The following is a 19,251-nucleotide window of genomic DNA, read 5'->3' as shown; positions in this document are numbered from 1 at the left end:
TCAGCTATAAACCATGAAACTAACGCCCATCGTTGAACCGACTGCAACAGCCAACAGCGTCGATCCTTCCCCCGAAAAGGTGATTGATCGCTTCTTTATCGAAGAAAACGACGATAACTCGGTGTCCTTTACCCTGACTGATGGCACCCCCATTGTCATGCGAGAACTGCTGACAGAGGACATTACCAAGATTGAACAGTTTGTGTTGCAGCAAGACGGTAAGTCGGGGTCAACAGCGATCGCGATGAAGCTGATCTCTTTGCTCTGCATTGCCTGGGGCGACAAAAAAACCGTGAGCTATGAAGAGCTATTGAAAAAACCGCTTCGCAAGTTCGCACCAGATCTGAAGAGGTTTAACAAAGTATTTGAATTTTTTCGGCTTGAAGATCTTCTGTCCGACGAAGGCGACTGATGGTGAGGTAATTTTCGAGTTGCAGGGGCGATTATTTAAGCCCGGTGACATTGCCAAATCGCTGCTGCTGATGTGCGGTGGCGATTTTAATGATTTTTATGTGAGTGCTCAAAAGATGGCGATCGCTCAGGTGCTGTATCTGTTTGAGATGTGGCTGGACTTGAAGCGTGAGCGCAATGGTGGCGATGGCAGCGATGTTTTTAAGGACACTGAGTACTCCTGATGGTTAGATCGAGAGTCGAAGTAACTATAGAGGCTGTGGACAACGCCAGCCCCGTGATTGCAGGGATTGGGCGTGGGTTGGCAGGCGGTGTGCTGAGTATGGGCTTCGACCTGGCGGCTAAGGCGGCGGGTGGGTTCATGAGCGCGGTAGACAAAGCCTCTCAAGCGGTGACCGACAATATCATGGCGGTGGGTTCCCTTGCGTCTGTGATGGGCACGGGGTACGACACAGCGGATAAACTCAACAACAAAATCACCCAAGGACTTGCAAAGCAAGCGGCGATGCTGCCGGGAACGACTGACGATTATGTCAGGCTCTACCGCACGGTTTCCGACGATGTGATGGATATGAGCAAAGCGCTCAATGGGGGCAGGGTTGACACTGCCAAGTTTGAGAAGCAAGTGGTGTCGCTGACCTCCAAGTTTGGGGCGTTGGGTGTGGGCGGTGGCGCGGGTATCGCCGAGACTACGATGGGCTTGCAGGCGATTTTGGGCGGACGGGATGCGAACAAGCTGACCAAGCTCAAGTTTTTCCGGGAACGCAACCCGCTCCTGACTAAGAATCTGGGCAAGATGGAAGAAAAAGAGGGGAAATCCCTCAGCAAGATGGACAAGGGCAAGCGACTTGAAGTCATTCTCAAAGCCGTGGACATGACCTTGACCGATGACACGATCGCCCGAATGAACGCCAGTTTTGATGCGATCAAACAGTCATTCCTGACAAAATTATTTGACCCGAATGTGGGGATGTTTGGGCTGTTGCGAGATGTGGATAATAATCTCGATAACGGGATGCAGACGGCATTTGAGGGCATCACCGCAGCGCTCGATAGCGTGATTGGCGAGAAGGGCATTTTGATGTCATTGGCGGGATTGCTCAGCGCTTTGGGCTTGGGTGGGCAAGATCCAATGATTACGATGCGGAACGGGTTTCTGAGCTTCGCCGCGTGGATGAAGGATATCGCCAATTGGCTGCAAAGCTTGACGGGGATTATTAATGCGGGGGGTGATGGCAAGCAGGTTGCGATCGCTAATCTGCTCAAAGGGGCAATGAAGATCCCAGAGGCTTTGGGTAAGGGAATAGCGCGACTTGTCAATAGTGCGACAGGAGCTTTGTTCAATCTGGGCGCCTGGACTGGAGCGGCGCAAATTGGCGGCTTGCTGATTACGGCGATCGGTCGGGGGTTGGTTTCCTTTATCACTAACTTATCGCCCCAATCTTGGTTTGCAGCGAGTGGGGCGGTCGTGCTGATGGGAATCGCCATGCCTGCACTAACAGCACTGGCGACTACCTTGATGGGTGGCATAATCTCAGCGGTAGCAGGGGCGCTGGTTGGGGTTCCGGTGCTGATGATTGCAGCCGGGGGGCTGTTTTTGATCGGAGTAGGGCTATTGATTGCCCAGAATTGGCAGACGATTTCAACCTGGTTTGCAACAACATGGCCGGTCGTCACTGCTCAAATTGTTGGGTTTTGGAATGGACTGACCGGGGCGATCGGCGGCTTTTGTAGCAATGCGGTGATGTTTATCCAAACCAAGTTTACTCAGGCAGTTGAGTGGGCATCGGCGCGGGTGACTAGCTTTGTGCAGGGAATCCAGAACGCGATCGGGAATTTCTTCAACATGATTGGAGCCAAGATTCAGGAGGCGATTAGCAATATCAAATTGCCCGATATTGGCGCGATCGCTGGCGGGGTTGCTGGCGGGGTGCCTGGGATGGTGGCAGCCGGAGCCGGATCGATGCTGTCGGGGGCGGCTTCTAAGATTATGGGCGGCGCTGCGACGGGATATATGCCTAGTAGCGGTTTGGGCGGTTTGCTGGGCGCGGCGATCAAAGAGTCACGGGCGATGCCATCGGGTTCTAGTTTGATGATGGCGAATAGTTCTGAAGCCATCTTGAACCGTGGGCAGCAGGGCGCAATGGCAGGAGCGGTGAATGGGGGAAGAGGCGGCACGTTTGCGCCTAACATCTCGATTCAGGCAAGCGCCGGGATGGACGTTGGGGCGTTGGCAGATGAAGTGATGAGGCGGATATCGAGCGCCTATAGCCAGTATGAAAGCGGATTTTTAACCTAGGAAAAATAATGAAACCTACCCTTCGCCCAGGCGATGTCCATGTGATCATCAACGACTGGGAGAGCAAATATATTGGCGAGGCGAAAGCCTACGACACAAGCGGAAAAATACTTTGGAAGATTCCAGCGCTGTGCAAAGGGATTGAAGGATCGCGCTGGAGTGTGCGAAATGGGGATACGCCACCGGGGTTGTATTTGGCTGGGGAGTTGATCATCACATCCCAGAATGAGCCTGCCTCGATTTGGAACGCTTACGGTAGGCACTGCATTGACATGATTGAGCAGGAAAACCAGGAAAGACGCTATGACCGGGGTGGAATTTGCTGGCATGGGGGTGGAACCGCAGCGCCCGATCCATTGGCTCCATTGCAGCAGTTGGTGCCGACGTTGGGCTGTGTGCGATCGCATAACGCGGATCTGGCTCAATACGTGGTGCCGTTGCTGCAATCGTTGAAGGCTAAGGGCAGCAAGTTATGGATCACGGTCAACCAAATCAATTAACGAGGTTTAACTTTGAAAATTACTGCAAAGGTGCCAACCAAGCTGAAGAAAGCTCCGGTTAGCTCTGCCCATCTGTCAACCGCTGAAGTAGTCGCAGTCGATGCTGGGAAAACTTTTGGCGTGGTGAGTGCGATCGCCGCCAAAAATGGACATACTGAAGTGACGCTGGGTTATGGCGGGGGAACTTGGTTTATTTTTAATCAGCATTGGCACGGCTTGAATCCCTGGATTGTCAGCAGAGCGACGGCTGAATACGTCTTTGAGCGAACTATTAGCGATGTGCTTTTAGCGGATCTCAATAGCTGCCTAAATCGCTACGAAATCAACACCTCACAGCGGCTGCGTCATTTCCTCAGTCAGATTGCCCATGAATCTGGCGGGTTGAAGTGGCTCAAAGAATTAGCGAGTGGTGATGATTACGAATGGCGCGAAGATTTGGGCAATGTGCGGTTTGGAGATGGGCGCAAATATAAAGGCGCGGGGGCAATCCAATTAACCGGACGGGCCAACTATCAGGCGTTTGCTGACGCGATCGCTGATCCAAAAGTGATTGAGCAGGGCGTTAATTATGTGGCTGCAAAATATCCGTTCACTTCGGCGGGGTTCTTTTGGAGCAATAACCACATGAATGATTTATGCGATCGCGATGCCACTGTGGAGCAAATCACCCGGCGCGTCAATGGCGGTTTGACAAACTTGGAAGATCGCATTTACTACTACAACCGTTGCTGCAACGTGATTTAGCGACCCAGCACTCTTTTAATATCCCACCCTTTTTTGAGTCTCTTGTAGAGCAGGACAAGAAAGATAGATAGAGCAAGCATTTTGGCGAGATAGATGGCTGACCGAGAAGAACGCCCCTTAAGCGATCGCATGAAGGAAACGGGCTGGGTGCGAATAGGCGACGTGCATTACCCCCCGGAAGAAAAGCCCAAGCCCAAAGAGGAGAAACCCGATGGAAGGATTTAGCGGTCTGAGTCCTGCGGTGATTAAGGATTTGCAGAATCCACCGGGCAAACTGGATAGCCTGTTTGAGCAAGGCGGGGCGTTAGCAGATCCCAGCGGTTTGCAGAGTGGCAGTGGGCAGCAAAAAGGGAAAGGGCAGGCTCCAAGCTGGATGAATCCTGCGGTTTTAAGTCAACTGCCACCCGCTGAAAAAACAGCCCGGATTTTTGCCTATTTATTAGAGGAGCCTCAAACCGCGAAACCTAAGCCCCTGAAACCGCCTGAACCGACTCGCGCTGCCCAGGATAAGATTGCCACCTTTAATCCAAAGGATGCGAACGGGCTGGATGAACTGCTGAAAGGCGGCAAATTGGGCACAAGCAAGAACACTGCTTTGGATGGGCTGCTGCAATCGAGCGCCCCTGCTCAGGGATTGCCACCGGGGGCGGAGGCGACCAGTGGCACGGCTCCTGATAAGCAACCTGTGTTTACGTTTTTAGTGAATCCGCAATCGCTGAAATGGAAGCGGAAGGCGGTGTATGCTCAGGCGGTGACGGCTGCAACCTCCACTCAGGCGCAACAGTATTACCATACGACCGGGCGCGAATTGCAGGTGGATGGGCTGCTGATGGAAACGTTTAGGCTGGGGCGATCGCTCAGACCGATTTTGGAACAATTGCAGGCATTGTTGGTGCCTGATGTGGCAAATCAAAGCCTCGCGCCCAAAGTGTTGAATTTTATTTGGGGCAATCAGAGTTTTCGCCCGTGTGTGCTGACGGATATCAACTGGACTGAGAAAAGCTGGCTAAATGGGGAGCCTGCCACGGTGGAATTGAGTCTATCACTGGAGGAAATTCCTGCGAGTGACGATGACCCGGTGAAGCGGTGGGTGAGTGACCAAAAGAAGGCGACTGCCACCAGTGGGCAACCGGGCGCGACGACTGCCGATAGCAAAGACGGCAAAAAAACGATTCAGACCGGGTTGACCGATCGCCAGGTTCAGGATGCTTCTACAAAAAGCCAAGAATTTTTGAAGGCGAACCAGACTAAATATAGTCCTACGGTGCGCGATCGGATTAAGTCGGGTAATTATTTGCTTCAAACTGACCGGAAAACTGGGAGCGTAGAGATGTTTACAAAATTGCCCGATGGCAGTCCGGGCGAAAAGTTGGGCAAGGTGGGGTCGTGGGATGGCAAGGTATTTGATGCGGATAAAAACACGCTGAAGAAAGCTGCAAAGGTGCCAAAGAAGAGAAGAAGATAATCCCCAACGGTTGGGGATTTACTTTGAACTGTTGCGTAACAGCGCTTCCATAACGTCTGTGGCTTCCGCTTGCCAAGCCTTTTGAGCAAATAAATTGGCAATAACGACTAGATCAAAGGCGATCTGTCCAACGATAAGAATGATGGCGAGTCTTCGGGTCATGGTAGATGCTTTGTTTGGACAATTTTAGAGTGCCCAAAGTCCGTTAGCGATTTGAGCATTGGGGAACCCTAAAACTGCAAACGTTTTTAGGTTTCTATTATGTTCAAATGGTTCTGTGGCATCGCGATCGGTTTGTGTCTGACCTTTGCCTTTTCTGCTTTTACGCCTCAACCGATGCAGGCGGCTAGCGGCTGTGACAAGTCCTACCCTGATTTCTGCATTCCACCTGCACCGCCTGATCTGAACTGTAAAGATTTTAGTCAGAAGAATTTTACGGTTAGGCAGCCTGATCCACACAAGCTTGACCGCGATAAAGATGGGATTGGCTGCGAATCTAGACGCTAATAAACAAAACCCCAGGGCTGTTAAAGCCTTGGGGTTGTAAACGTTTTAGGTGCCTGGTTTAAGTATGCCCAAAACTAGGGCTATGCTGCTAGCTCAGCTTTGCGCTGCGCTAGTTTTTGCTCTTGCTTTTGCTCATATAGAAACCAGCTTGCTTCTACTGGGTCAAGGTAGACATTGCTCTCTAGCTTGGGGATTTTGTTACGCTCGATTTCGGTGATGAACCAGCCCTGCTGCTTTTCATCGCGCTCGATTTGACCCAGGTAGACGCGACGGTTTTGGCGACGTTCATGATAAATGTCGTAAACTGTGCGCCCCAAATGCCACTCCCATTGAAAGACGATGGCTGAACCATCATCTAACATGGCGTAAGCGGGTGGGTTTTCTGGTGTGTATTTCGGAATTGCAGATATCATTGGTTTAAGAACCTTGTTACTAGGGTTTGTGAGAGAGGGCGGTTTTGCTTCCAGGCGATCGCCCTCTCTCTTTGTCTATTATGGCATACTCAGTAATACTTTACGGTATTTTTATATATTGAGTAATACTTGACAATACGGAGTATTACCTGATAATACTTTAGTTATACAAAGACATCCGCAGGCATACTAGATATGTCGTCTTGGGATGTCATGCTGTGAGCGAAAAAATGAGTAGAACGAGTGTCACAATTCCTGAGCCTCTTTTGCAGTGGTTCCAGGATTACTGCAAAAAGCAAAAACGCTCCGTTTCATCGCAGTTCAGCTTCATGATTGAACAAATGAAGGAGGCTGATAACCCAAGCGATGAAAACAAAGCTAAGTAAAAAAGTCTGAAGCGATCGCCGCGAATTGAGACCTCTCAGCGATCGCCTTGTACTCCACCTACCAACGTTTAGCCATAGGTAAAGCCATGTCTATTATTACCCGCCAAATCAATTCTGTTGAAATTGGTCAACGTGCTGAAGACGGTTATGTCGATTTGACCAAAATGGGTCAAGCAGCCGGAAAGCTGATTACCGACTATTTACGCTTAGATTCCACAAAAGCCTTCCTGGAGGCGCTTTCGAGTGATACGGGAAATCCCGTAACGGTCTCTGAAGAAAGTATGGGATTTCCCATAGTTTCTCTTCTTTATGTCAAAACTGGTCGAAACGGTGGCACATGGGCACATCCTCAGATCGCCATTCATTGCGCTCAATGGTGCAGCCCTCAGTTTGCAGTATTGGTCAGCAAGTGGGTATTTGAATGGATGACTCAGGGCAAAACCCCAGTTCTCAAATCAGAACCTCAACCTCAGATCGCGCCCCAAACCATCACCATTACTCCGCAGCCCATCACAGCCACCCCACAGATCACGAGCAATCCCTTTTGGGAATCAACCTTAGCAGCATTCAAACCTCAACAGGCTGTAGATTTGCTCAGCCAGGTGAAGCCGCTGGCTTTCATGCGCTATAGCAACCGCTCTTATGTGATCAACGAAGATCTGATCCTCTTCTTTGAGGTGGAGCTTAAAACCATCCGGGCGGTGCAAACCCGGTTACGAACCGAACTAAAGCAGCATGGTTTTAGAACCATCAAAGGCAAAGCGGTTAGAGCGTTTCGCAGCCATCCGAGGGTGCATGAATGTGCCAACGTTCTGAACGTATGGACTCCCCATTCGGTTTTGCTGCTGGCGTTGTCACTAGACAGCCCCATCGCCAGACAAGTGCAGGTGCAACTGCTATCGAAGGGCGATCGCACTGGTAAAGCTCTCCCCAGCCAAACCGCCACTCTGTATCGACGGATTTCTGAAAAGTGGGAAAACCGGAAAGCAGAGAAAGCCCCGACCCCGCCAGACTCAGCCGAACATGAAGTGACGGGTTCTTCTAGATCTCGCCTGTTTGTGCTGGATAAAGCGATCGCGTTGGGTGAAAAGCTGGGCGGTTTTGACGTAGAACAGCGGACACAACTGAAAAATCAACTACTTGAATTAGCGATGGAAGGGAGGACAGACGCATGAAAACCCTGAAAGACACCATTGAATTTGTGATTCCGCCTGATGTGCCCATGCCCCGGTTCAACCTGTTCCAGAAAGTTCATGTCAATCGAAAAAATCGAGGCAAAGAGGGCAAGCTTGGCAAAGTTGGCACCATCAGCGGGATGTATTACGACGACTTCAACACCACGATGCTAAAACACTCCGGTTTCATGGGCTGGCACTACATCGTCAACTATGCGATCGGTGCATCCCAAGAAAAGCTGTTGCGATTGATTGACGAAGACCCCATCGATTATGTGGGCGAAGATGAGCTAAAAGAGTACCGCGAAGTAGAGGTGGCGTGATGGAAGAACTATTTCTTTATCGCTATTCCCTCAACTACAAGGGCTATCTCATCGTGCCAGTGCAGCGGTTTAACTCAGGCAATCACTGTTTAGGCTGCACCGCAACCGTCTTTGACCCCTTCGGTTTGCCCATTGCTTGGCAAGGAACCCAGATTGTTTCATCGTTTGAAGCTGCCTGGAAACTAGGGAGGGATGCCGTTGAATCGGATATCAACTTGTGGAGGAATAACCCAGACTTGCTAGGTGGTTCAGTTGGGTTTGTTTTCAACCGGGTTGGGGCTTTGCCTAGCAAGCAATAAGGTGAATAAGCAAAAATGAATCAACAAACGCCCTGGCAAATCGTCAGGGTTTTGTTTTGGGACTAATAGAAAGAGTAGAGCAAGGCAAATCCCCAACCGTTGTGTTTTTATGCTGCAAAACATCACTTCTCTTTCCCCAGGTGACTCGCTTTCCAAAATCGCCTTCGATAAAATGGGCGATGCCTCCAAATGGAGGGAGTTGGCAGAGTTTAACGGACAAGATATTTTTGAGCAGTTGCCCATTGGGAAGGACTTGCAGATTCCCAACGCTCAGGACTTACAGGCGATCGCAATTAACCAGATTCAGCAGCAGTTGGGCAAACTGCCGGGGGATTTGGGCAGTATTGCTGGCGACTTGGATTTGAGTTCTATCGCCAGTGGGCAATTTCAAGAGGCGCTGTTGGGCAAACTGGCTGGCAAGTTGCCTGGGAAGGCGGGGGAGTTGGTGCAGCAGTACAAATTAATTGACTGGTTATTCGGGAGTTAAGCAGCTAGCTTAAACCCTTGCCGTTCTAGAGTTTGCTGGCTTCCCGTGACTGCCGATTCTTTATCCAAATCCTGTATCTGCAACACGATCGCCCAATCGGTGCTAACGACCTGATGCAATTTGCCAACGGGTGATACGACGCGATCGCCCACAAACCATTTACGCCCCATGACTGCATTAATCTCCATCAACTCGAACCCAGCGAGACGGGTTCTAGTTCCTATTGTGCGTTGCCAGATTGGGGTTGATATTTTCATGTCGGGGGATGGGTCGCTAATGAGTGCCAGCGTGACACTGGGCGAAGGCGATCGCAGCAGTCGATGTAGTTTTGAGCTATATGACCCCTTTCAGCAGTGGGCACAAAAGTATTTTTCCGCTTCTTATGAGCAGGGCGGTTTGGTGGGGATTGGGACAAATTCATCAGGAAGCGCCGCACCTGTAGGTCAAATTGTGGGCGGGGTCGGGGGCACGGCTGCGGATATGACCCCAAGACGCAAAGCTTTTTTAGACATGATCGCCCTCGCTGAAGGCACCAGTGGGCAGAACGGTTACAAGACGATGTTTACGGGTAAGCAGTTTTCTAGCTTTGCAGATCATCCACGGGCGATTCAGGGGGGAGGGCGCTTGCGATCGGATGCGGCGGGGCGGTATCAATTTCTATCAACGACTTGGGATGGTGCCAAACGATCGTTAGGGCTGAAAGATTTCACGCCAGCCAGTCAGGATAAGGCGTGTATCTGGAAAATTCAGCAGCGGGGCGCGTTGGGAGATTTGGATAGTGGCAACTTTGAAGGAGCCGTCAACAAACTAAACCTGGAATGGGCTTCCTTGCCCGGATCTCCTTATGGGCAGCCGACAAAATCCATGTCAGTCATTAAGGCTTACTACAATCAGCGCCTTAAGGTTTATCAAAATGGTGGGCAGGCGCAAGAAGGGGCGAAACAGTCAGCGGTTTCGCCTGTGAAAGAGGCAACGCCCCAAGTGGAAACTGCCGATAAGGGATGCCAGATCATTATCTCGATGGGCTATGAGATGGCTCAATTGGTGGATTTTTCGTTTATCCACACAGGTTCGCGGTTTAGTGGAACCGATAAAAACATCACCAGCTTTGAGGGACAGTCGGTGCGCTGGCTGCTGTCGCGCCGGACGAAAAACACGACCTATCAGGGCATCACTTTAAGGCAGCTATCGGAAAAGGTGGCGAACTCTTACGGGCTAAAACTGGAAATGGTGGGGGATGGTCCCAAGTTTGAACACCTGGATCAGACGGGCATGAGCGACTTTAAGCTGTTGCAAAGAGAGTGCGATCGCATTGGCTACCGCCTCTACGACAAAGGCGCGAAACTGATCGTAGAACCCAGACACAGCAAGCCGTTGGGGTTTGTGTTGGAGTATGGGGTAAACATGGATTCGTTCGAGTGTACGGATTCTGCCCAGAAAGACAGCAGCGCGGGTGCGACGGCTTCGCAACCCAGTACCACGGGATCTGAGGGTGAGATTAAAACGGTGACCGACCCATTGACGGGGGCACTGGAACAGAAGAAGCAAGAGAACAAGGCGGCTACTGGATTAGCCAGTGGAACAGCGGCGATCGCCCAGACGGGTGCAGCGATTCCGACGATTACGCCCAAGCTGTTGCCTGTCACTCCGACGGATAAAAAGGGCAGAAAGAAAGAGAAGAAGGAAGATTCTAAGGTGCTGTTTTTGCCCGGTGTGGCAGACAAGCCGCCAACCGCAGTGCCGAAAGAGGTAACGGATGAGGCAACCGCCCAAACATCGAAGGAATCGGTACAGCGGGTGAAGGGGTTTCCCGGTTCTGCGACATTTACCACGACCGATGCAGCGCTGACGGTGGCACCGGACACGCCATTTGTGACGGAGGGGCTAGAGGCTGACTTTTTTAACCGGGTGTGGGCGATCGACACTGTGACCCATACCTATCAAGGGGGGAACCTCAAGACCAGCATCAAGTTTTATAGTCCGATGCTGGCTCCGGTGACGGGCAGCGTGGAAGCAACAATTACGCCCAATGTCCAGGGAAGTAACTGTAATCAGCGGATTTTGAATGCTGCAAACGCACTTAGAGGGATGAACACGAAGGCAGGACCCGATGGGGGGAACAATGCTTGTGTTTGGGCGATTAACAAGGTGCTGGCAAAGGCAGGCGTAGCGAACCCGTGGGGAACTAGCGTTTATGTGCCAACCGCAGAACAAAGCCTGAAAAGCAGCGGCGCTCAAAAAGTTCCTGTCGGGCAATCCATTCCGGGGGATATCGTGATTTGGGATGATGGCGTGGCAAGGGGGCATATTGGGGTGGTGACCGCAGCGGGGGGAGCCAAGGTTTTAAGCAATTCGTCCAGCCGGGGTTCGTTCGCCTGGGAAGCGCCCAATAGTTCCTATGAAAATTTCTATCGGGCAAAAGGACAGATTTACCGGGTGAAATGCTGATGGACAATATTTTTGCAGTCATCAAAGATTCTAAAAAAGCGAATCAGCAGGCAGCGGATTTGGAGGGGCGATCGCCGTTTACTTGTCTGGGAATCGTCACTGAAAACGAAGACCCGACGAACAAGCGCCGGATCAAAGTGACGCTGCAATCGAAGGGTGGAATGGTAAACACAGACTGGCTCTGGCGCAGCCTCAACACGCCTAGCCATGATCCGCCGTTGCCTAAGATTGGCGCGACAGTGGAAGTTTCATTTATTGATGGCGATCCTCATAAGGGCAGCTATGGCGGGGTGCTGACGAATGAACCCAACCCTGAACGGGCGAAAACCAGCGGGGTGCTAGATGACTGGCTAAGCATTGAGGGGAATCAGACGGTGGAGGTGGGGGGCGATCGCATTCTCACGACTGAGGGCAAGTGGGATATTGAGACGAAGGGTAAAACCTTTCACAAAACCGAACTGGTGATGGAGGATCTGTTCCGGTTGCAGTTGGCAGATAACCTGCCGGAAGCCAGTGAGGAGAATCGGGGGAAGATGGTAGTGATCAAAGGGCTTCCGGGCGATCGGGATAGAGCTTTTATTTGCCTCAAGAGTGTTTTGGATACTTATTCTTGGAAAGAGTTTGCGAATGGGGGTTAGGGCTACTCTAGCCTTGCTCTAACAAAGCAATCTTTAGCTTCTAGCAATTTTCGCATTCCGGTTGATTTTTCTGCCCCATCTGGTAATGATGCCTCCATTAATTTTGCAAGCTCTGCTATGGGCTTACTAATTTCTTGTAGATGTTGAGGTAGATGCTCAAACGTGAAAAATTTATCGACATTGGTAGGCATGGCGGATGTTGTGTTTGTTAGTTATTGGGTGCGATCGCGCTTGCACCGTTGCCGCCTAGACGCTCTTAACTGGGTTTGCTAATTAGTGAAGGCACCCACGCCTCACTCTAGACAATCAGTGCCCAGTCCTACAACACTGGTTCTTCGGTTTCCCTACTCCCTCAGTTATCGGTTAAGGCGCGGCTTGCCAATGGTGCGCGATCGCCTGCTAATTATATCAACCTAGGACAAGCGCAATAATTGAAGCTTCAAAACTATTGCTGTGCCCATCCTTCGCGGAATCGCCTATCGTCTAGCCGTAAAGGATGGGCAATTGGTCACTCATACCGATTTGGATCTGATTCTTGACCACATCATGTCAGTGCTGGAAACGGAGCCGTACGAGCGGGTTATGCGCCCAAATTTTGGGACTCCAGACTTCCTGTTCACGGGTGTGAAGGATATCAACCTGATCGCCCAATGGGTGAGGCAATGCCTAGAGCGCGAGATCCCGGATGTGGTGTTTGGGGTGCAGGGCGCAATGTCTGACGATGGCGCGGGTGTTTTACGTGTAAATTGGGCGGTCAATGGGCAGCCTCAAGCACCGTTGTTGTTTCGGTTGGCAAGCTAATGAGTGACGATATCAAAAATAATATTCCTGATGGGTGTGAGACTTGCCCCAATCGCCGCAAAGAACAAAGCGATAGAGACAAAGGGAAGTGGGGCGCTTATGTGTTTGCTTTGATTTTGGGTGTGTTGGTGCTGATGTTTTCTGTGGAGAGAGCGCCGGATGGCACCTATCAACGCACAACCGAGCCGCCTGTAATGGTGTGGGGCTTGCTTTTGCCTATGATGGCAGTGTGTTTGGGCGTACAGGTTGATCCTGAGCAGATTGGACAAGCGATCGCCCGTGCCACAACAAAGTAATTTAAAGAGGCGATATGGCTGATTCAGAACCGTTACCCCTACCGCTGCTCGATCCTCGCAACGAGACAGAATTGGTAGAGCAAGCGCTGGTCAGGGTTTTTAATGCGTCTGACGGGCGCTTGAATGACTTCAGTTCTAGTTCTGTGGTACGGGCGCTGGTGGAAGGGCAAGCGTTCGCAGGTTCCGAACTTCTGTTCTACCTGAATCAATTGCCCCTGGCGATCGTGATGAAGTATCTCCAAATTGCGGAGGTACAGCGCAGGCTAGGAACCAAAGCCCAAGTGACGCTGACGTTTACGCTAAGGCAGGCGCTAGGCGCTCCCTATACGATTCCCCAAGGGTTTCAAGTGTTGGGGGGTCGCTATAGCTTTTTTACTGACGCGATCCTGATTATCCCTGAGGGGGTGATCAGCGGGGAGATGAGTGCGACGGCTGCGGAAGTTGGCAGTGCTTATAATCTGCCTGCCTACACGATCGCGTCATTTACCCAACCGCTGGCGTTTCTGTCGTCGGTGATCAACACGGAGCCTGCAGGGGGTGGGACGGATGAGGAACCGTTAGCTGAGGCGATCGCCCGTGGGCTGGCGGCAATCCGCAGACGAAATCTCGTAACCGCAAACGACTATGAAGAAGAGGCGGTGTCGATTTTGGGTGAGGGTTCGGTGGCGAAGGCGATCGGGCTGTTGGGTGGCGACAAACTCAGCTATCAATTGGGTGCGGTTCATGTGTTTGTGATCAATGGCAATGGCAACCCGCCCAATGATGCTCAGTTAGCAGAGATGCGGCGATCGCTCTCGGAACGGGTGCAGATTGGCACGGCGTTGTATGTGTCGCCGATTGAATTGCTCGATATTGATGCGGATTTGGTGGCAAAACTGATACCAGGTCAAGATCCGGATGAAGTGGCAGAAACACTTTGGGAGGCGCTGCAAGAACACCTCAATCAGTTGAGTTTTTCCGTGGGAGAGACTGTGATTTTGAAGGAAGCGGAATATGCGCTGCGGTTGGCTGGCGGGATCGAGTACATCCAGGCGTTGACGCTGAACGGTGAGGGCAGCAATATTCCCATGCCCACCGAATTTAGTTTGCCTAAAGCTCACAGCCTGTATTGTCAGCTTGTGAACGATGAAGGTGAAATTTTCCAGATAATTAAGGGCGCTGGGGAGTCATATATCTAATGGACACAGCTACCGCTTGGGCTTCGCTCCGCCCTGTATATAATCGCTTACCTGGGATTTCTGAAGGCTACCGCAAGGATGAAAACCCCGATGTAGTACGGGATGTGGGCGATGATGATACGCCTGTGGCGCTGTGGCTAACGGATTACTGGGATAGCTTTTTGGTGGGGTTGAAGGGGAAACTGGATGAGGTGCGCGATCGCCAGATGAACCCGATGCTCTGTGATCCAGAATGGCTGGATTTATTGGGGGCGATGGCAGGCTACACGGGCGATTACTGGGATAGGGCGTGGTCAGATTCGATCAAGCGCGTGTTGATCCGTGATGCGTTTACCCGCATTTGGTCGAATAAAGGTTCTGAGGCAACGCTACGCCACTTGCTGGACACCTTTGGAATTATTTATGACGTTTGGATGGGCGATAGCCTTTTGGCAGGTATCCATTCAGTTCCCCACATTGTTGGATCTCCAGAATGGCGTTATGTAATCCGGGTGGGGTTGAACTATCTGCGGGATAGCTATGAGTTTAAGCTGGCAGAAAGAATCAACAGATTATACGGTCCGCTTTTCGCTGATAGCAGAGTGGCTTATAAACAGTTCTACGCTGGTTTTTCTGTGGCGAACGATAATGTTTTCACGCTTGAACCCTAGTTAGCAAAATTTCTCCATCAGCCATCCCTTGTGAGTTTTCTGCTTCCCTTGTGCAACCTTTCTCATGGCTGATCGGTGCAAGCCAAACTCCTCGCAAAACTGAGCCAAATTCATAATGTCTTCGTAGGTTGTTCCGTCTGGAGAAATTGCTCTGTATCTGTAGCTCCTGTGAGCAGCGCTCATTCTCGCTCTAACTTCAGCGTCGTGCTTTCTGCCAAGGTTGGCTGCACTTATTTTTGCCTTGACTTCCTGCGACACAACCCTGCCAAGATGAGCGGCTCTTAAATTTGCTACATGTTCAGGAGTGCGTTTTCTGCCTTTTTGAAAAGCGCTCATATTCGCTCTAGCTTCAGCACTGTGCTTTCTGCCAAGGTTAACGGCTCTAGTCTTTGCTGCATGTTCAGGAGTATGTTTTTTGCCCTTGTGAGCAGCACTTATTTTCGCCCTAGTTTCCTGCGATATCACTCTGCCAAGATTGGCGGCGCTCATTTTTGCTCTGGTTTCTTCTGATTGGTACGATCGACCCGCTCTAGGAGCGATGTTGAATCCGTATTTGCGATCGAATGACTGATAGAGATCAATCCATTTCTGCTCGCAGTCGATCAAATCTTCAATAAATGCAACAGGCTCTAATGGATGAAACTCAAAGACATCCTCGCCGTACTTGTTCCAGGAGCCTTGAAGGTGTCGATTGGGGTGGCGATTGCCTTTAAGCTCACGACAATGCTGCCGCCATCTCTGTCTGAATTCGTGCTTAGTGGAGCCGACATAGCTCTTGCCTGTTGCTTCACAGGTAATCCGATAGATCCCGCCAAGGCAAGGTGTTTTTGATATTCTTTTAGACATTGACCTATTGATAGTAGGTTGATCGCGCCCCTTGGTGTTTCCAGCACCGAAGGGGTATCTTCATTATACCCTGAAACCCTTGCTAGAAGGGGATTTGATGGCTATTTGTCTAGTTTTTCCACGCCAGTTTGATATTGCACTTAGGACAAGCGCAAAGAATGAGTCCTTAGCTTTTAAAACATGTCTACCTGCAATATCGTTGGGCGAATTCTTAACAGTGGTGGAATTCCGCTTAACGGTGAATTACATGTGCAGTTAGATGGTCAAATAATTGACGAAACGCCTTCTCCTGATGACACATATACAGTAAAACTTCATCGATTCACCATCACCGCTGGCGTGGTCAATATCACTCTGGCGGAGTCAGAAACGTCTCAGGTCACCTACTGGTTTCGTTTTTTTGCAGCCAACGCTGAAAATTTGGAAACCGGGCTAGATGACGAACCCACCATTGATTTCCATAGCTTTGTGCCCAATGTGGCATCGGTGCAATTTTCTCAACTGGTGCCCACAGGCATTACCAAAGACACGCTCGATACCGCGATCGCAAGGCTTGCCCGAATCCTTACCCAAACCGCTGACTATGCCGAGGAGTTGCGGGGTGGACCTAACGCCAAAGGCGCGTGGAGCGCAGGCACCTACTATCGCAAGGGCGATTTAGTCAGCTATGGCGGCTCATCGTGGCTCTATATTTTCAATCAGCCAACCTTAAACATTGCGCCCTCAATCGCGAACCCTGCCTACTGGATGCTGGCAGCGGCGAAAGGTGACGGCGGGGGGACGGATGGGCAAGATACCGCCTACAACTCTTTGGGCTGGGATGGGGCGTTGTGGGCACCAACCGCAAATGTGCTGCGAGACATCATTGAAACTTTGGCACCCAAGGCAAGCCCTGAATTTACGGGTAATCCCACCGTCCCGCTGCAACTGTTGACGGATGAGGATTTCAGCATCGCTTGCACGTTGTATGTCGCGAATAAGATCAGCGATCGCCTGAGTAATGCCACTTTCGCAACTCAGGCAAACACTAACAGCAGCACGCTCCCTGCGACGACTGCGTTTGTCAAAAATGTAGCGTTTCGCTACTCGCGGATGACCGACACGAAAGCCAGTGGCACCAATGGCGGATCGGCTATTGCTGGAATTCAAACTCGCACTCTCAACACGATTGAAGTGAACGCGGGGGATATTGTTGCTCTCGCCTCAAATACGTTCACCTTGCGCCCTGGCACCTATCGAATACGGCTTGAAGTGCCTGCTTACACGGTTAGTCGCCACAGAGCAATTTTACGGAATGTGACATCGGGGGTGCTGGTGCGGGGACGATGCGCGTTTAGCATATCTGGTGTGACCAGCGACGCGATTTTGACTCACATTTTTACACTAGCTGCCAATGCGGATTTTCAGGTGCAGCACTACTGCGAGAATGCCGTCGCAACTTTTGGTTTAGGGGTGCAGGTTGGCGAGGCTGGGATTTCTGAAATTTATACTCAAGTTGAAATTTGGAGGATTGACTAAATGCCTAAAACTGTTTTCGTGAATGGAACGGTCGTCACTCCAGAATTTCTAAATTCGCTGAATAACCCGGTGTTTGTGGATACGCCAGACAATGATGGCGAAATTCGCAAAATTCAAAATAGCGATTTTTCGACAACCCCAGGAGAATTGCTACCCGAATGGCAGGCGTTTCGAGACGAATTCAAGGTGAGTCCCGGCGTTGGGCTGTCGGTCACTTATGCGGGCGGGCGGGTTTTGTTGCCCAACAATACCTATGCGACTGTGGCACCCGGAACGCTGGCATTAGCAAATAACGCCACCAACTTTATTTACGTCAGACCAGATGGGACGGTCGAGGCAGGTCTGGCTCTGCCTTTGAATTGCACCCCGCTTGCTCAAGTAACGACAGTGGCAGGGGTGATTAGTGGGGCGATCGCTGATTTGCGACCTCGATATCGAATATTGCCCAGAGTAAACGCCATCCGCGTTTTTGGTGGGAGCGGTGATGAGGGCGACTACACGCTCAATACTGGTTCCGCAACATTGGGCAATGGCGAATATTATTTTCGTAATTTCACGATTGGCGCGGCGGCAACCATCAACATTCCGCAGGGCGCGACGATCAACATTTCAGGTGACTGCAATATCGCGGGGACGATCAACGTTTCCACTGCGATTTCGGGCGGCGCGGGGGTTGCGACCAACACGGCGGGTAGCTGGTCGCAACCGGGCGCTGGAATTGGGCGGGGAGGGTTGCAGAATGACGTTTCCGGGACGTATAGCCTCGTTATTAGCAAAATTGGCAGTTCTGGAGGGAGTGGGCAGCTACTTATTCCGACTTCGGGCACAGGCAATGTAGGCGGCACAGGCGGTGCCGGGGGTGGCTATCTTGAAATCAACTGCGCTGGGACGATCGCTATCTCTGGGTCGGTTTTGTGTCGGGGTGGCGTTGGCTTTCTGGGCACAGTTGGCACGGGCACGGGCATCCTCATCTCTGGAGCGGGCGGCGGCAGCGGTGGTGCAATCATCTTGCGATCGCTCTCTTCAGTCGTCATTTCGGGCACTCTCGACGTGCGCGGTGGAAATGGGGGGAATGCGTCGCTCAATGGGGTTGGTGGTGGTGGTGGTGGTGGTGGCGTGATTGCCCTCACAAGCCCATCAATTAATACAACAGGATCTAATTTGCTATTAGCGGGAGGCTCCTTTGGAGCAACTCAAGGAAGCCCTTCCGCGACGGCGGGATGCGGTGGCAGCTTTGGGGGTGCTGGGGGGACTTCCGGCACGGTTGGATCGGCTGGCTTGCTGATTGCGAGATCGTTTATTCCGGTGGGTTAAATGTTTTTTTTGATTTCTGACGATGATCAAGTAGTGGGCACTAGCGATGCAGTCGTGGCGTTGCCGGATGGCTGGCAATGCGTAGAGGGGGGCGATCACGCTCCTGATGCGGTGTATTTTGCGGATGGGCAGATTTTTGATCGCCCTGAGAAACCAGAGGCGGGTGCGTTTTGGGATGGGCAGCAGAATCAATGGCGATCGCCCGATCCTTTGCCAATCATCATAGGGCAAGACTGGAAGGGGCTAGAGGAAGATTTTCGGGGGAGCGCGATTTACGCCAAAGTCTATGTAGCAGGCAAGGTGCCAGAAGCCAACACGATCGCGGCGCTCACCAAAACCCAAGCGGCTGCCCAGGCGGGAAATTTGTTGACCGCCTCGCTGACTGCAACTCACTCCGTCGCGGATCTGATGTTTGCGATATCGGAGGTCAGGTCAGCCCTAACCAGCATTAATAGTATTGGCGACTTTACAGCAGAGCAGGTGGCATTTATCAACGAGCGGTTGCTCGCTCGTGGTTTTGATTTTCAGCTAGATTAATTTATGCGCCTACTCC

General features: G+C 51.4%; 27 protein-coding genes. 22 read left to right on the top strand and 5 right to left on the bottom strand.

From position 1 onward, the window contains the following. Window positions 1-13 precede the first annotated feature (13 nt). From AC1S5B_RS16390 to AC1S5B_RS16360, 7 genes are all read left to right on the top strand, one after another. Complete coding sequence (locus AC1S5B_RS16390; protein WP_482036777.1) at window positions 14-412, top strand: hypothetical protein; 399 nt, start codon at window positions 14-16, stop codon at window positions 410-412. A 19-nt stretch (window positions 413-431) separates the two neighbouring features. Next, window positions 432-635, top strand: a complete 204-nt coding sequence (locus AC1S5B_RS16385; RefSeq protein WP_482036776.1) for a hypothetical protein — start codon at window positions 432-434, stop codon at window positions 633-635. Beyond that, on the top strand, window positions 635-2,710 hold the full coding sequence (locus tag AC1S5B_RS16380) for a hypothetical protein (protein WP_482036775.1): 2,076 nt from the start codon (window positions 635-637) through the stop codon (window positions 2,708-2,710). Before AC1S5B_RS16385 ends, AC1S5B_RS16380 begins: the two co-directional genes overlap by 1 nt. A gap of 8 nt (window positions 2,711-2,718) precedes the next feature. Beyond that, complete coding sequence (locus AC1S5B_RS16375) at window positions 2,719-3,210, top strand: hypothetical protein (protein WP_482036774.1); 492 nt, start codon at window positions 2,719-2,721, stop codon at window positions 3,208-3,210. A gap of 12 nt (window positions 3,211-3,222) precedes the next feature. Beyond that, window positions 3,223-3,954 carry a glycoside hydrolase family 19 protein gene (locus AC1S5B_RS16370; RefSeq protein WP_482036773.1) on the top strand — a complete coding sequence of 244 codons (732 nt, stop codon included), beginning with the start codon at window positions 3,223-3,225 and terminating at the stop codon, window positions 3,952-3,954. 93 nt (window positions 3,955-4,047) lie between these two features. After that, complete coding sequence (locus tag AC1S5B_RS16365; protein ID WP_482036772.1) at window positions 4,048-4,179, top strand: hypothetical protein; 132 nt, start codon at window positions 4,048-4,050, stop codon at window positions 4,177-4,179. After that, window positions 4,166-5,419 carry a CIS tube protein gene (locus AC1S5B_RS16360; protein ID WP_482036771.1) on the top strand — a complete coding sequence of 418 codons (1,254 nt, stop codon included), beginning with the start codon at window positions 4,166-4,168 and terminating at the stop codon, window positions 5,417-5,419. The genes AC1S5B_RS16365 and AC1S5B_RS16360 overlap by 14 nt, the downstream gene beginning before the upstream one ends. 18 nt (window positions 5,420-5,437) lie before the next feature. Here AC1S5B_RS16360 and AC1S5B_RS16355 read toward each other — a convergent pair whose 3' ends face one another. After that, on the bottom strand, window positions 5,438-5,581 hold the full coding sequence (locus tag AC1S5B_RS16355; protein ID WP_482036770.1) for a hypothetical protein: 144 nt from the start codon (window positions 5,579-5,581) through the stop codon (window positions 5,438-5,440). 99 nt (window positions 5,582-5,680) lie between these two features. On the opposite strand from AC1S5B_RS16355, the gene AC1S5B_RS16350 reads away from it, so the two are divergent. Further along, entirely contained in the window at window positions 5,681-5,926 is a 246-nt protein-coding gene (locus tag AC1S5B_RS16350) for an excalibur calcium-binding domain-containing protein (RefSeq protein WP_482036769.1), read from the top strand. 80 nt (window positions 5,927-6,006) lie between these two features. On the opposite strand, the gene AC1S5B_RS16345 is transcribed toward AC1S5B_RS16350, so the two are convergent. After that, the gene (locus AC1S5B_RS16345; RefSeq protein ID WP_482036768.1) at window positions 6,007-6,339 is read right to left on the bottom strand and encodes a hypothetical protein; all 333 of its coding nucleotides are present in this window, start codon (window positions 6,337-6,339) and stop codon (window positions 6,007-6,009) included. A gap of 230 nt (window positions 6,340-6,569) precedes the next feature. On the opposite strand from AC1S5B_RS16345, the gene AC1S5B_RS16340 reads away from it, so the two are divergent. The 5 genes from AC1S5B_RS16340 (at window position 6,570) to AC1S5B_RS16320 (ending at window position 9,009) form a co-directional block, all read left to right on the top strand. Next, window positions 6,570-6,725, top strand: coding sequence for a ribbon-helix-helix domain-containing protein (locus tag AC1S5B_RS16340; protein WP_482037104.1), 156 nt, complete (start codon window positions 6,570-6,572; stop codon window positions 6,723-6,725). A gap of 86 nt (window positions 6,726-6,811) precedes the next feature. Beyond that, a complete protein-coding gene (locus tag AC1S5B_RS16335; protein ID WP_482036767.1) occupies window positions 6,812-7,900 on the top strand; it encodes a KilA-N domain-containing protein in 1,089 nt (362 codons plus the stop codon). Next, a complete protein-coding gene (locus tag AC1S5B_RS16330; protein ID WP_482036766.1) occupies window positions 7,897-8,223 on the top strand; it encodes a hypothetical protein in 327 nt (108 codons plus the stop codon). Before AC1S5B_RS16335 ends, AC1S5B_RS16330 begins: the two co-directional genes overlap by 4 nt. Beyond that, entirely contained in the window at window positions 8,223-8,522 is a 300-nt protein-coding gene (locus AC1S5B_RS16325; RefSeq protein ID WP_482036765.1) for a hypothetical protein, read from the top strand. The genes AC1S5B_RS16330 and AC1S5B_RS16325 overlap by 1 nt, the downstream gene beginning before the upstream one ends. A 109-nt stretch (window positions 8,523-8,631) precedes the next feature. Continuing rightward, complete coding sequence (locus AC1S5B_RS16320) at window positions 8,632-9,009, top strand: hypothetical protein (protein WP_482036764.1); 378 nt, start codon at window positions 8,632-8,634, stop codon at window positions 9,007-9,009. Here the strand turns inward: AC1S5B_RS16320 and AC1S5B_RS16315 are convergent. Continuing rightward, entirely contained in the window at window positions 9,006-9,179 is a 174-nt protein-coding gene (locus tag AC1S5B_RS16315) for a hypothetical protein (protein ID WP_482036763.1), read from the bottom strand. The two genes, AC1S5B_RS16320 and AC1S5B_RS16315, sit on opposite strands and share 4 nt — an antisense overlap. On the opposite strand from AC1S5B_RS16315, the gene AC1S5B_RS16310 reads away from it, so the two are divergent. Continuing rightward, entirely contained in the window at window positions 9,178-11,457 is a 2,280-nt protein-coding gene (locus AC1S5B_RS16310; RefSeq protein ID WP_482036762.1) for a CHAP domain-containing protein, read from the top strand. The genes AC1S5B_RS16315 and AC1S5B_RS16310 overlap by 2 nt on opposite strands. After that, window positions 11,457-12,095 (top strand): phage baseplate assembly protein V, encoded by a 639-nt coding sequence (locus tag AC1S5B_RS16305; protein ID WP_482036761.1) that lies wholly within the window; start codon window positions 11,457-11,459, stop codon window positions 12,093-12,095. Before AC1S5B_RS16310 ends, AC1S5B_RS16305 begins: the two co-directional genes overlap by 1 nt. A gap of 2 nt (window positions 12,096-12,097) precedes the next feature. On the opposite strand, the gene AC1S5B_RS16300 is transcribed toward AC1S5B_RS16305, so the two are convergent. Continuing rightward, window positions 12,098-12,286, bottom strand: a complete 189-nt coding sequence (locus AC1S5B_RS16300) for a hypothetical protein (protein ID WP_482036760.1) — start codon at window positions 12,284-12,286, stop codon at window positions 12,098-12,100. A gap of 262 nt (window positions 12,287-12,548) precedes the next feature. Between AC1S5B_RS16300 and AC1S5B_RS16295 the strand changes: the two genes are divergently transcribed. Genes AC1S5B_RS16295 through AC1S5B_RS16280 form a run of 4 tightly spaced genes read left to right on the top strand, consistent with a single transcriptional unit; the run spans window position 12,549 to window position 15,020 of the window. Then, window positions 12,549-12,896: a GPW/gp25 family protein gene (locus tag AC1S5B_RS16295; protein ID WP_482036759.1), complete on the top strand. Its 348-nt coding sequence runs from the start codon at window positions 12,549-12,551 to the stop codon at window positions 12,894-12,896. Next, window positions 12,896-13,192, top strand: coding sequence for a hypothetical protein (locus AC1S5B_RS16290; RefSeq protein WP_482036758.1), 297 nt, complete (start codon window positions 12,896-12,898; stop codon window positions 13,190-13,192). Before AC1S5B_RS16295 ends, AC1S5B_RS16290 begins: the two co-directional genes overlap by 1 nt. A 14-nt stretch (window positions 13,193-13,206) precedes the next feature. After that, the gene (locus AC1S5B_RS16285; RefSeq protein ID WP_482036757.1) at window positions 13,207-14,370 is read left to right on the top strand and encodes a baseplate J/gp47 family protein; all 1,164 of its coding nucleotides are present in this window, start codon (window positions 13,207-13,209) and stop codon (window positions 14,368-14,370) included. Next, the gene (locus AC1S5B_RS16280; protein ID WP_482036756.1) at window positions 14,370-15,020 is read left to right on the top strand and encodes a phage tail protein; all 651 of its coding nucleotides are present in this window, start codon (window positions 14,370-14,372) and stop codon (window positions 15,018-15,020) included. Before AC1S5B_RS16285 ends, AC1S5B_RS16280 begins: the two co-directional genes overlap by 1 nt. On the opposite strand, the gene AC1S5B_RS16275 is transcribed toward AC1S5B_RS16280, so the two are convergent. Then, a complete protein-coding gene (locus AC1S5B_RS16275; protein WP_482036755.1) occupies window positions 15,021-15,866 on the bottom strand; it encodes an NUMOD3 domain-containing DNA-binding protein in 846 nt (281 codons plus the stop codon). Window positions 15,867-16,046: 180 nt separating this feature from the next. On the opposite strand from AC1S5B_RS16275, the gene AC1S5B_RS16270 reads away from it, so the two are divergent. Genes AC1S5B_RS16270 through AC1S5B_RS16260 form a run of 3 tightly spaced genes read left to right on the top strand, consistent with a single transcriptional unit; the run spans window position 16,047 to window position 19,235 of the window. Beyond that, the gene (locus AC1S5B_RS16270; RefSeq protein ID WP_482036754.1) at window positions 16,047-17,384 is read left to right on the top strand and encodes a hypothetical protein; all 1,338 of its coding nucleotides are present in this window, start codon (window positions 16,047-16,049) and stop codon (window positions 17,382-17,384) included. Further along, the gene (locus tag AC1S5B_RS16265) at window positions 17,385-18,698 is read left to right on the top strand and encodes a hypothetical protein (protein WP_482036753.1); all 1,314 of its coding nucleotides are present in this window, start codon (window positions 17,385-17,387) and stop codon (window positions 18,696-18,698) included. After that, the gene (locus AC1S5B_RS16260; protein ID WP_482036752.1) at window positions 18,699-19,235 is read left to right on the top strand and encodes a hypothetical protein; all 537 of its coding nucleotides are present in this window, start codon (window positions 18,699-18,701) and stop codon (window positions 19,233-19,235) included. It abuts the gene before it with no gap. Window positions 19,236-19,251 lie beyond the last annotated feature (16 nt).

This window comes from Leptolyngbya sp. CALU 1928 (assembly GCF_056784215.1).
This window is presented reverse-complemented; position numbering and strand designations above follow the sequence as displayed.

Coding starts and splice junctions, on each gene's coding strand:
- AC1S5B_RS16280 (WP_482036756.1), top strand. CDS start 14,370: ATGGACACAGCTACCGCTTGGGCTTCGCTCCGCCCTGTATATAATCGC.
- AC1S5B_RS16270 (WP_482036754.1), top strand. CDS start 16,047: ATGTCTACCTGCAATATCGTTGGGCGAATTCTTAACAGTGGTGGAATT.
- AC1S5B_RS16275 (WP_482036755.1), bottom strand. CDS start 15,866: ATGTCTAAAAGAATATCAAAAACACCTTGCCTTGGCGGGATCTATCGG.
- AC1S5B_RS16305 (WP_482036761.1), top strand. CDS start 11,457: ATGGACAATATTTTTGCAGTCATCAAAGATTCTAAAAAAGCGAATCAG.
- AC1S5B_RS16315 (WP_482036763.1), bottom strand. CDS start 9,179: ATGGGGCGTAAATGGTTTGTGGGCGATCGCGTCGTATCACCCGTTGGC.
- AC1S5B_RS16335 (WP_482036767.1), top strand. CDS start 6,812: ATGTCTATTATTACCCGCCAAATCAATTCTGTTGAAATTGGTCAACGT.
- AC1S5B_RS16320 (WP_482036764.1), top strand. CDS start 8,632: ATGCTGCAAAACATCACTTCTCTTTCCCCAGGTGACTCGCTTTCCAAA.
- AC1S5B_RS16285 (WP_482036757.1), top strand. CDS start 13,207: ATGGCTGATTCAGAACCGTTACCCCTACCGCTGCTCGATCCTCGCAAC.
- AC1S5B_RS16340 (WP_482037104.1), top strand. CDS start 6,570: ATGAGTAGAACGAGTGTCACAATTCCTGAGCCTCTTTTGCAGTGGTTC.
- AC1S5B_RS16355 (WP_482036770.1), bottom strand. CDS start 5,581: ATGACCCGAAGACTCGCCATCATTCTTATCGTTGGACAGATCGCCTTT.
- AC1S5B_RS16290 (WP_482036758.1), top strand. CDS start 12,896: ATGAGTGACGATATCAAAAATAATATTCCTGATGGGTGTGAGACTTGC.
- AC1S5B_RS16325 (WP_482036765.1), top strand. CDS start 8,223: ATGGAAGAACTATTTCTTTATCGCTATTCCCTCAACTACAAGGGCTAT.
- AC1S5B_RS16260 (WP_482036752.1), top strand. CDS start 18,699: ATGTTTTTTTTGATTTCTGACGATGATCAAGTAGTGGGCACTAGCGAT.
- AC1S5B_RS16310 (WP_482036762.1), top strand. CDS start 9,178: ATGACTGCATTAATCTCCATCAACTCGAACCCAGCGAGACGGGTTCTA.
- AC1S5B_RS16350 (WP_482036769.1), top strand. CDS start 5,681: ATGTTCAAATGGTTCTGTGGCATCGCGATCGGTTTGTGTCTGACCTTT.
- AC1S5B_RS16375 (WP_482036774.1), top strand. CDS start 2,719: ATGAAACCTACCCTTCGCCCAGGCGATGTCCATGTGATCATCAACGAC.
- AC1S5B_RS16360 (WP_482036771.1), top strand. CDS start 4,166: ATGGAAGGATTTAGCGGTCTGAGTCCTGCGGTGATTAAGGATTTGCAG.
- AC1S5B_RS16300 (WP_482036760.1), bottom strand. CDS start 12,286: ATGCCTACCAATGTCGATAAATTTTTCACGTTTGAGCATCTACCTCAA.
- AC1S5B_RS16330 (WP_482036766.1), top strand. CDS start 7,897: ATGAAAACCCTGAAAGACACCATTGAATTTGTGATTCCGCCTGATGTG.
- AC1S5B_RS16265 (WP_482036753.1), top strand. CDS start 17,385: ATGCCTAAAACTGTTTTCGTGAATGGAACGGTCGTCACTCCAGAATTT.
- AC1S5B_RS16345 (WP_482036768.1), bottom strand. CDS start 6,339: ATGATATCTGCAATTCCGAAATACACACCAGAAAACCCACCCGCTTAC.
- AC1S5B_RS16365 (WP_482036772.1), top strand. CDS start 4,048: ATGGCTGACCGAGAAGAACGCCCCTTAAGCGATCGCATGAAGGAAACG.
- AC1S5B_RS16380 (WP_482036775.1), top strand. CDS start 635: ATGGTTAGATCGAGAGTCGAAGTAACTATAGAGGCTGTGGACAACGCC.
- AC1S5B_RS16390 (WP_482036777.1), top strand. CDS start 14: ATGAAACTAACGCCCATCGTTGAACCGACTGCAACAGCCAACAGCGTC.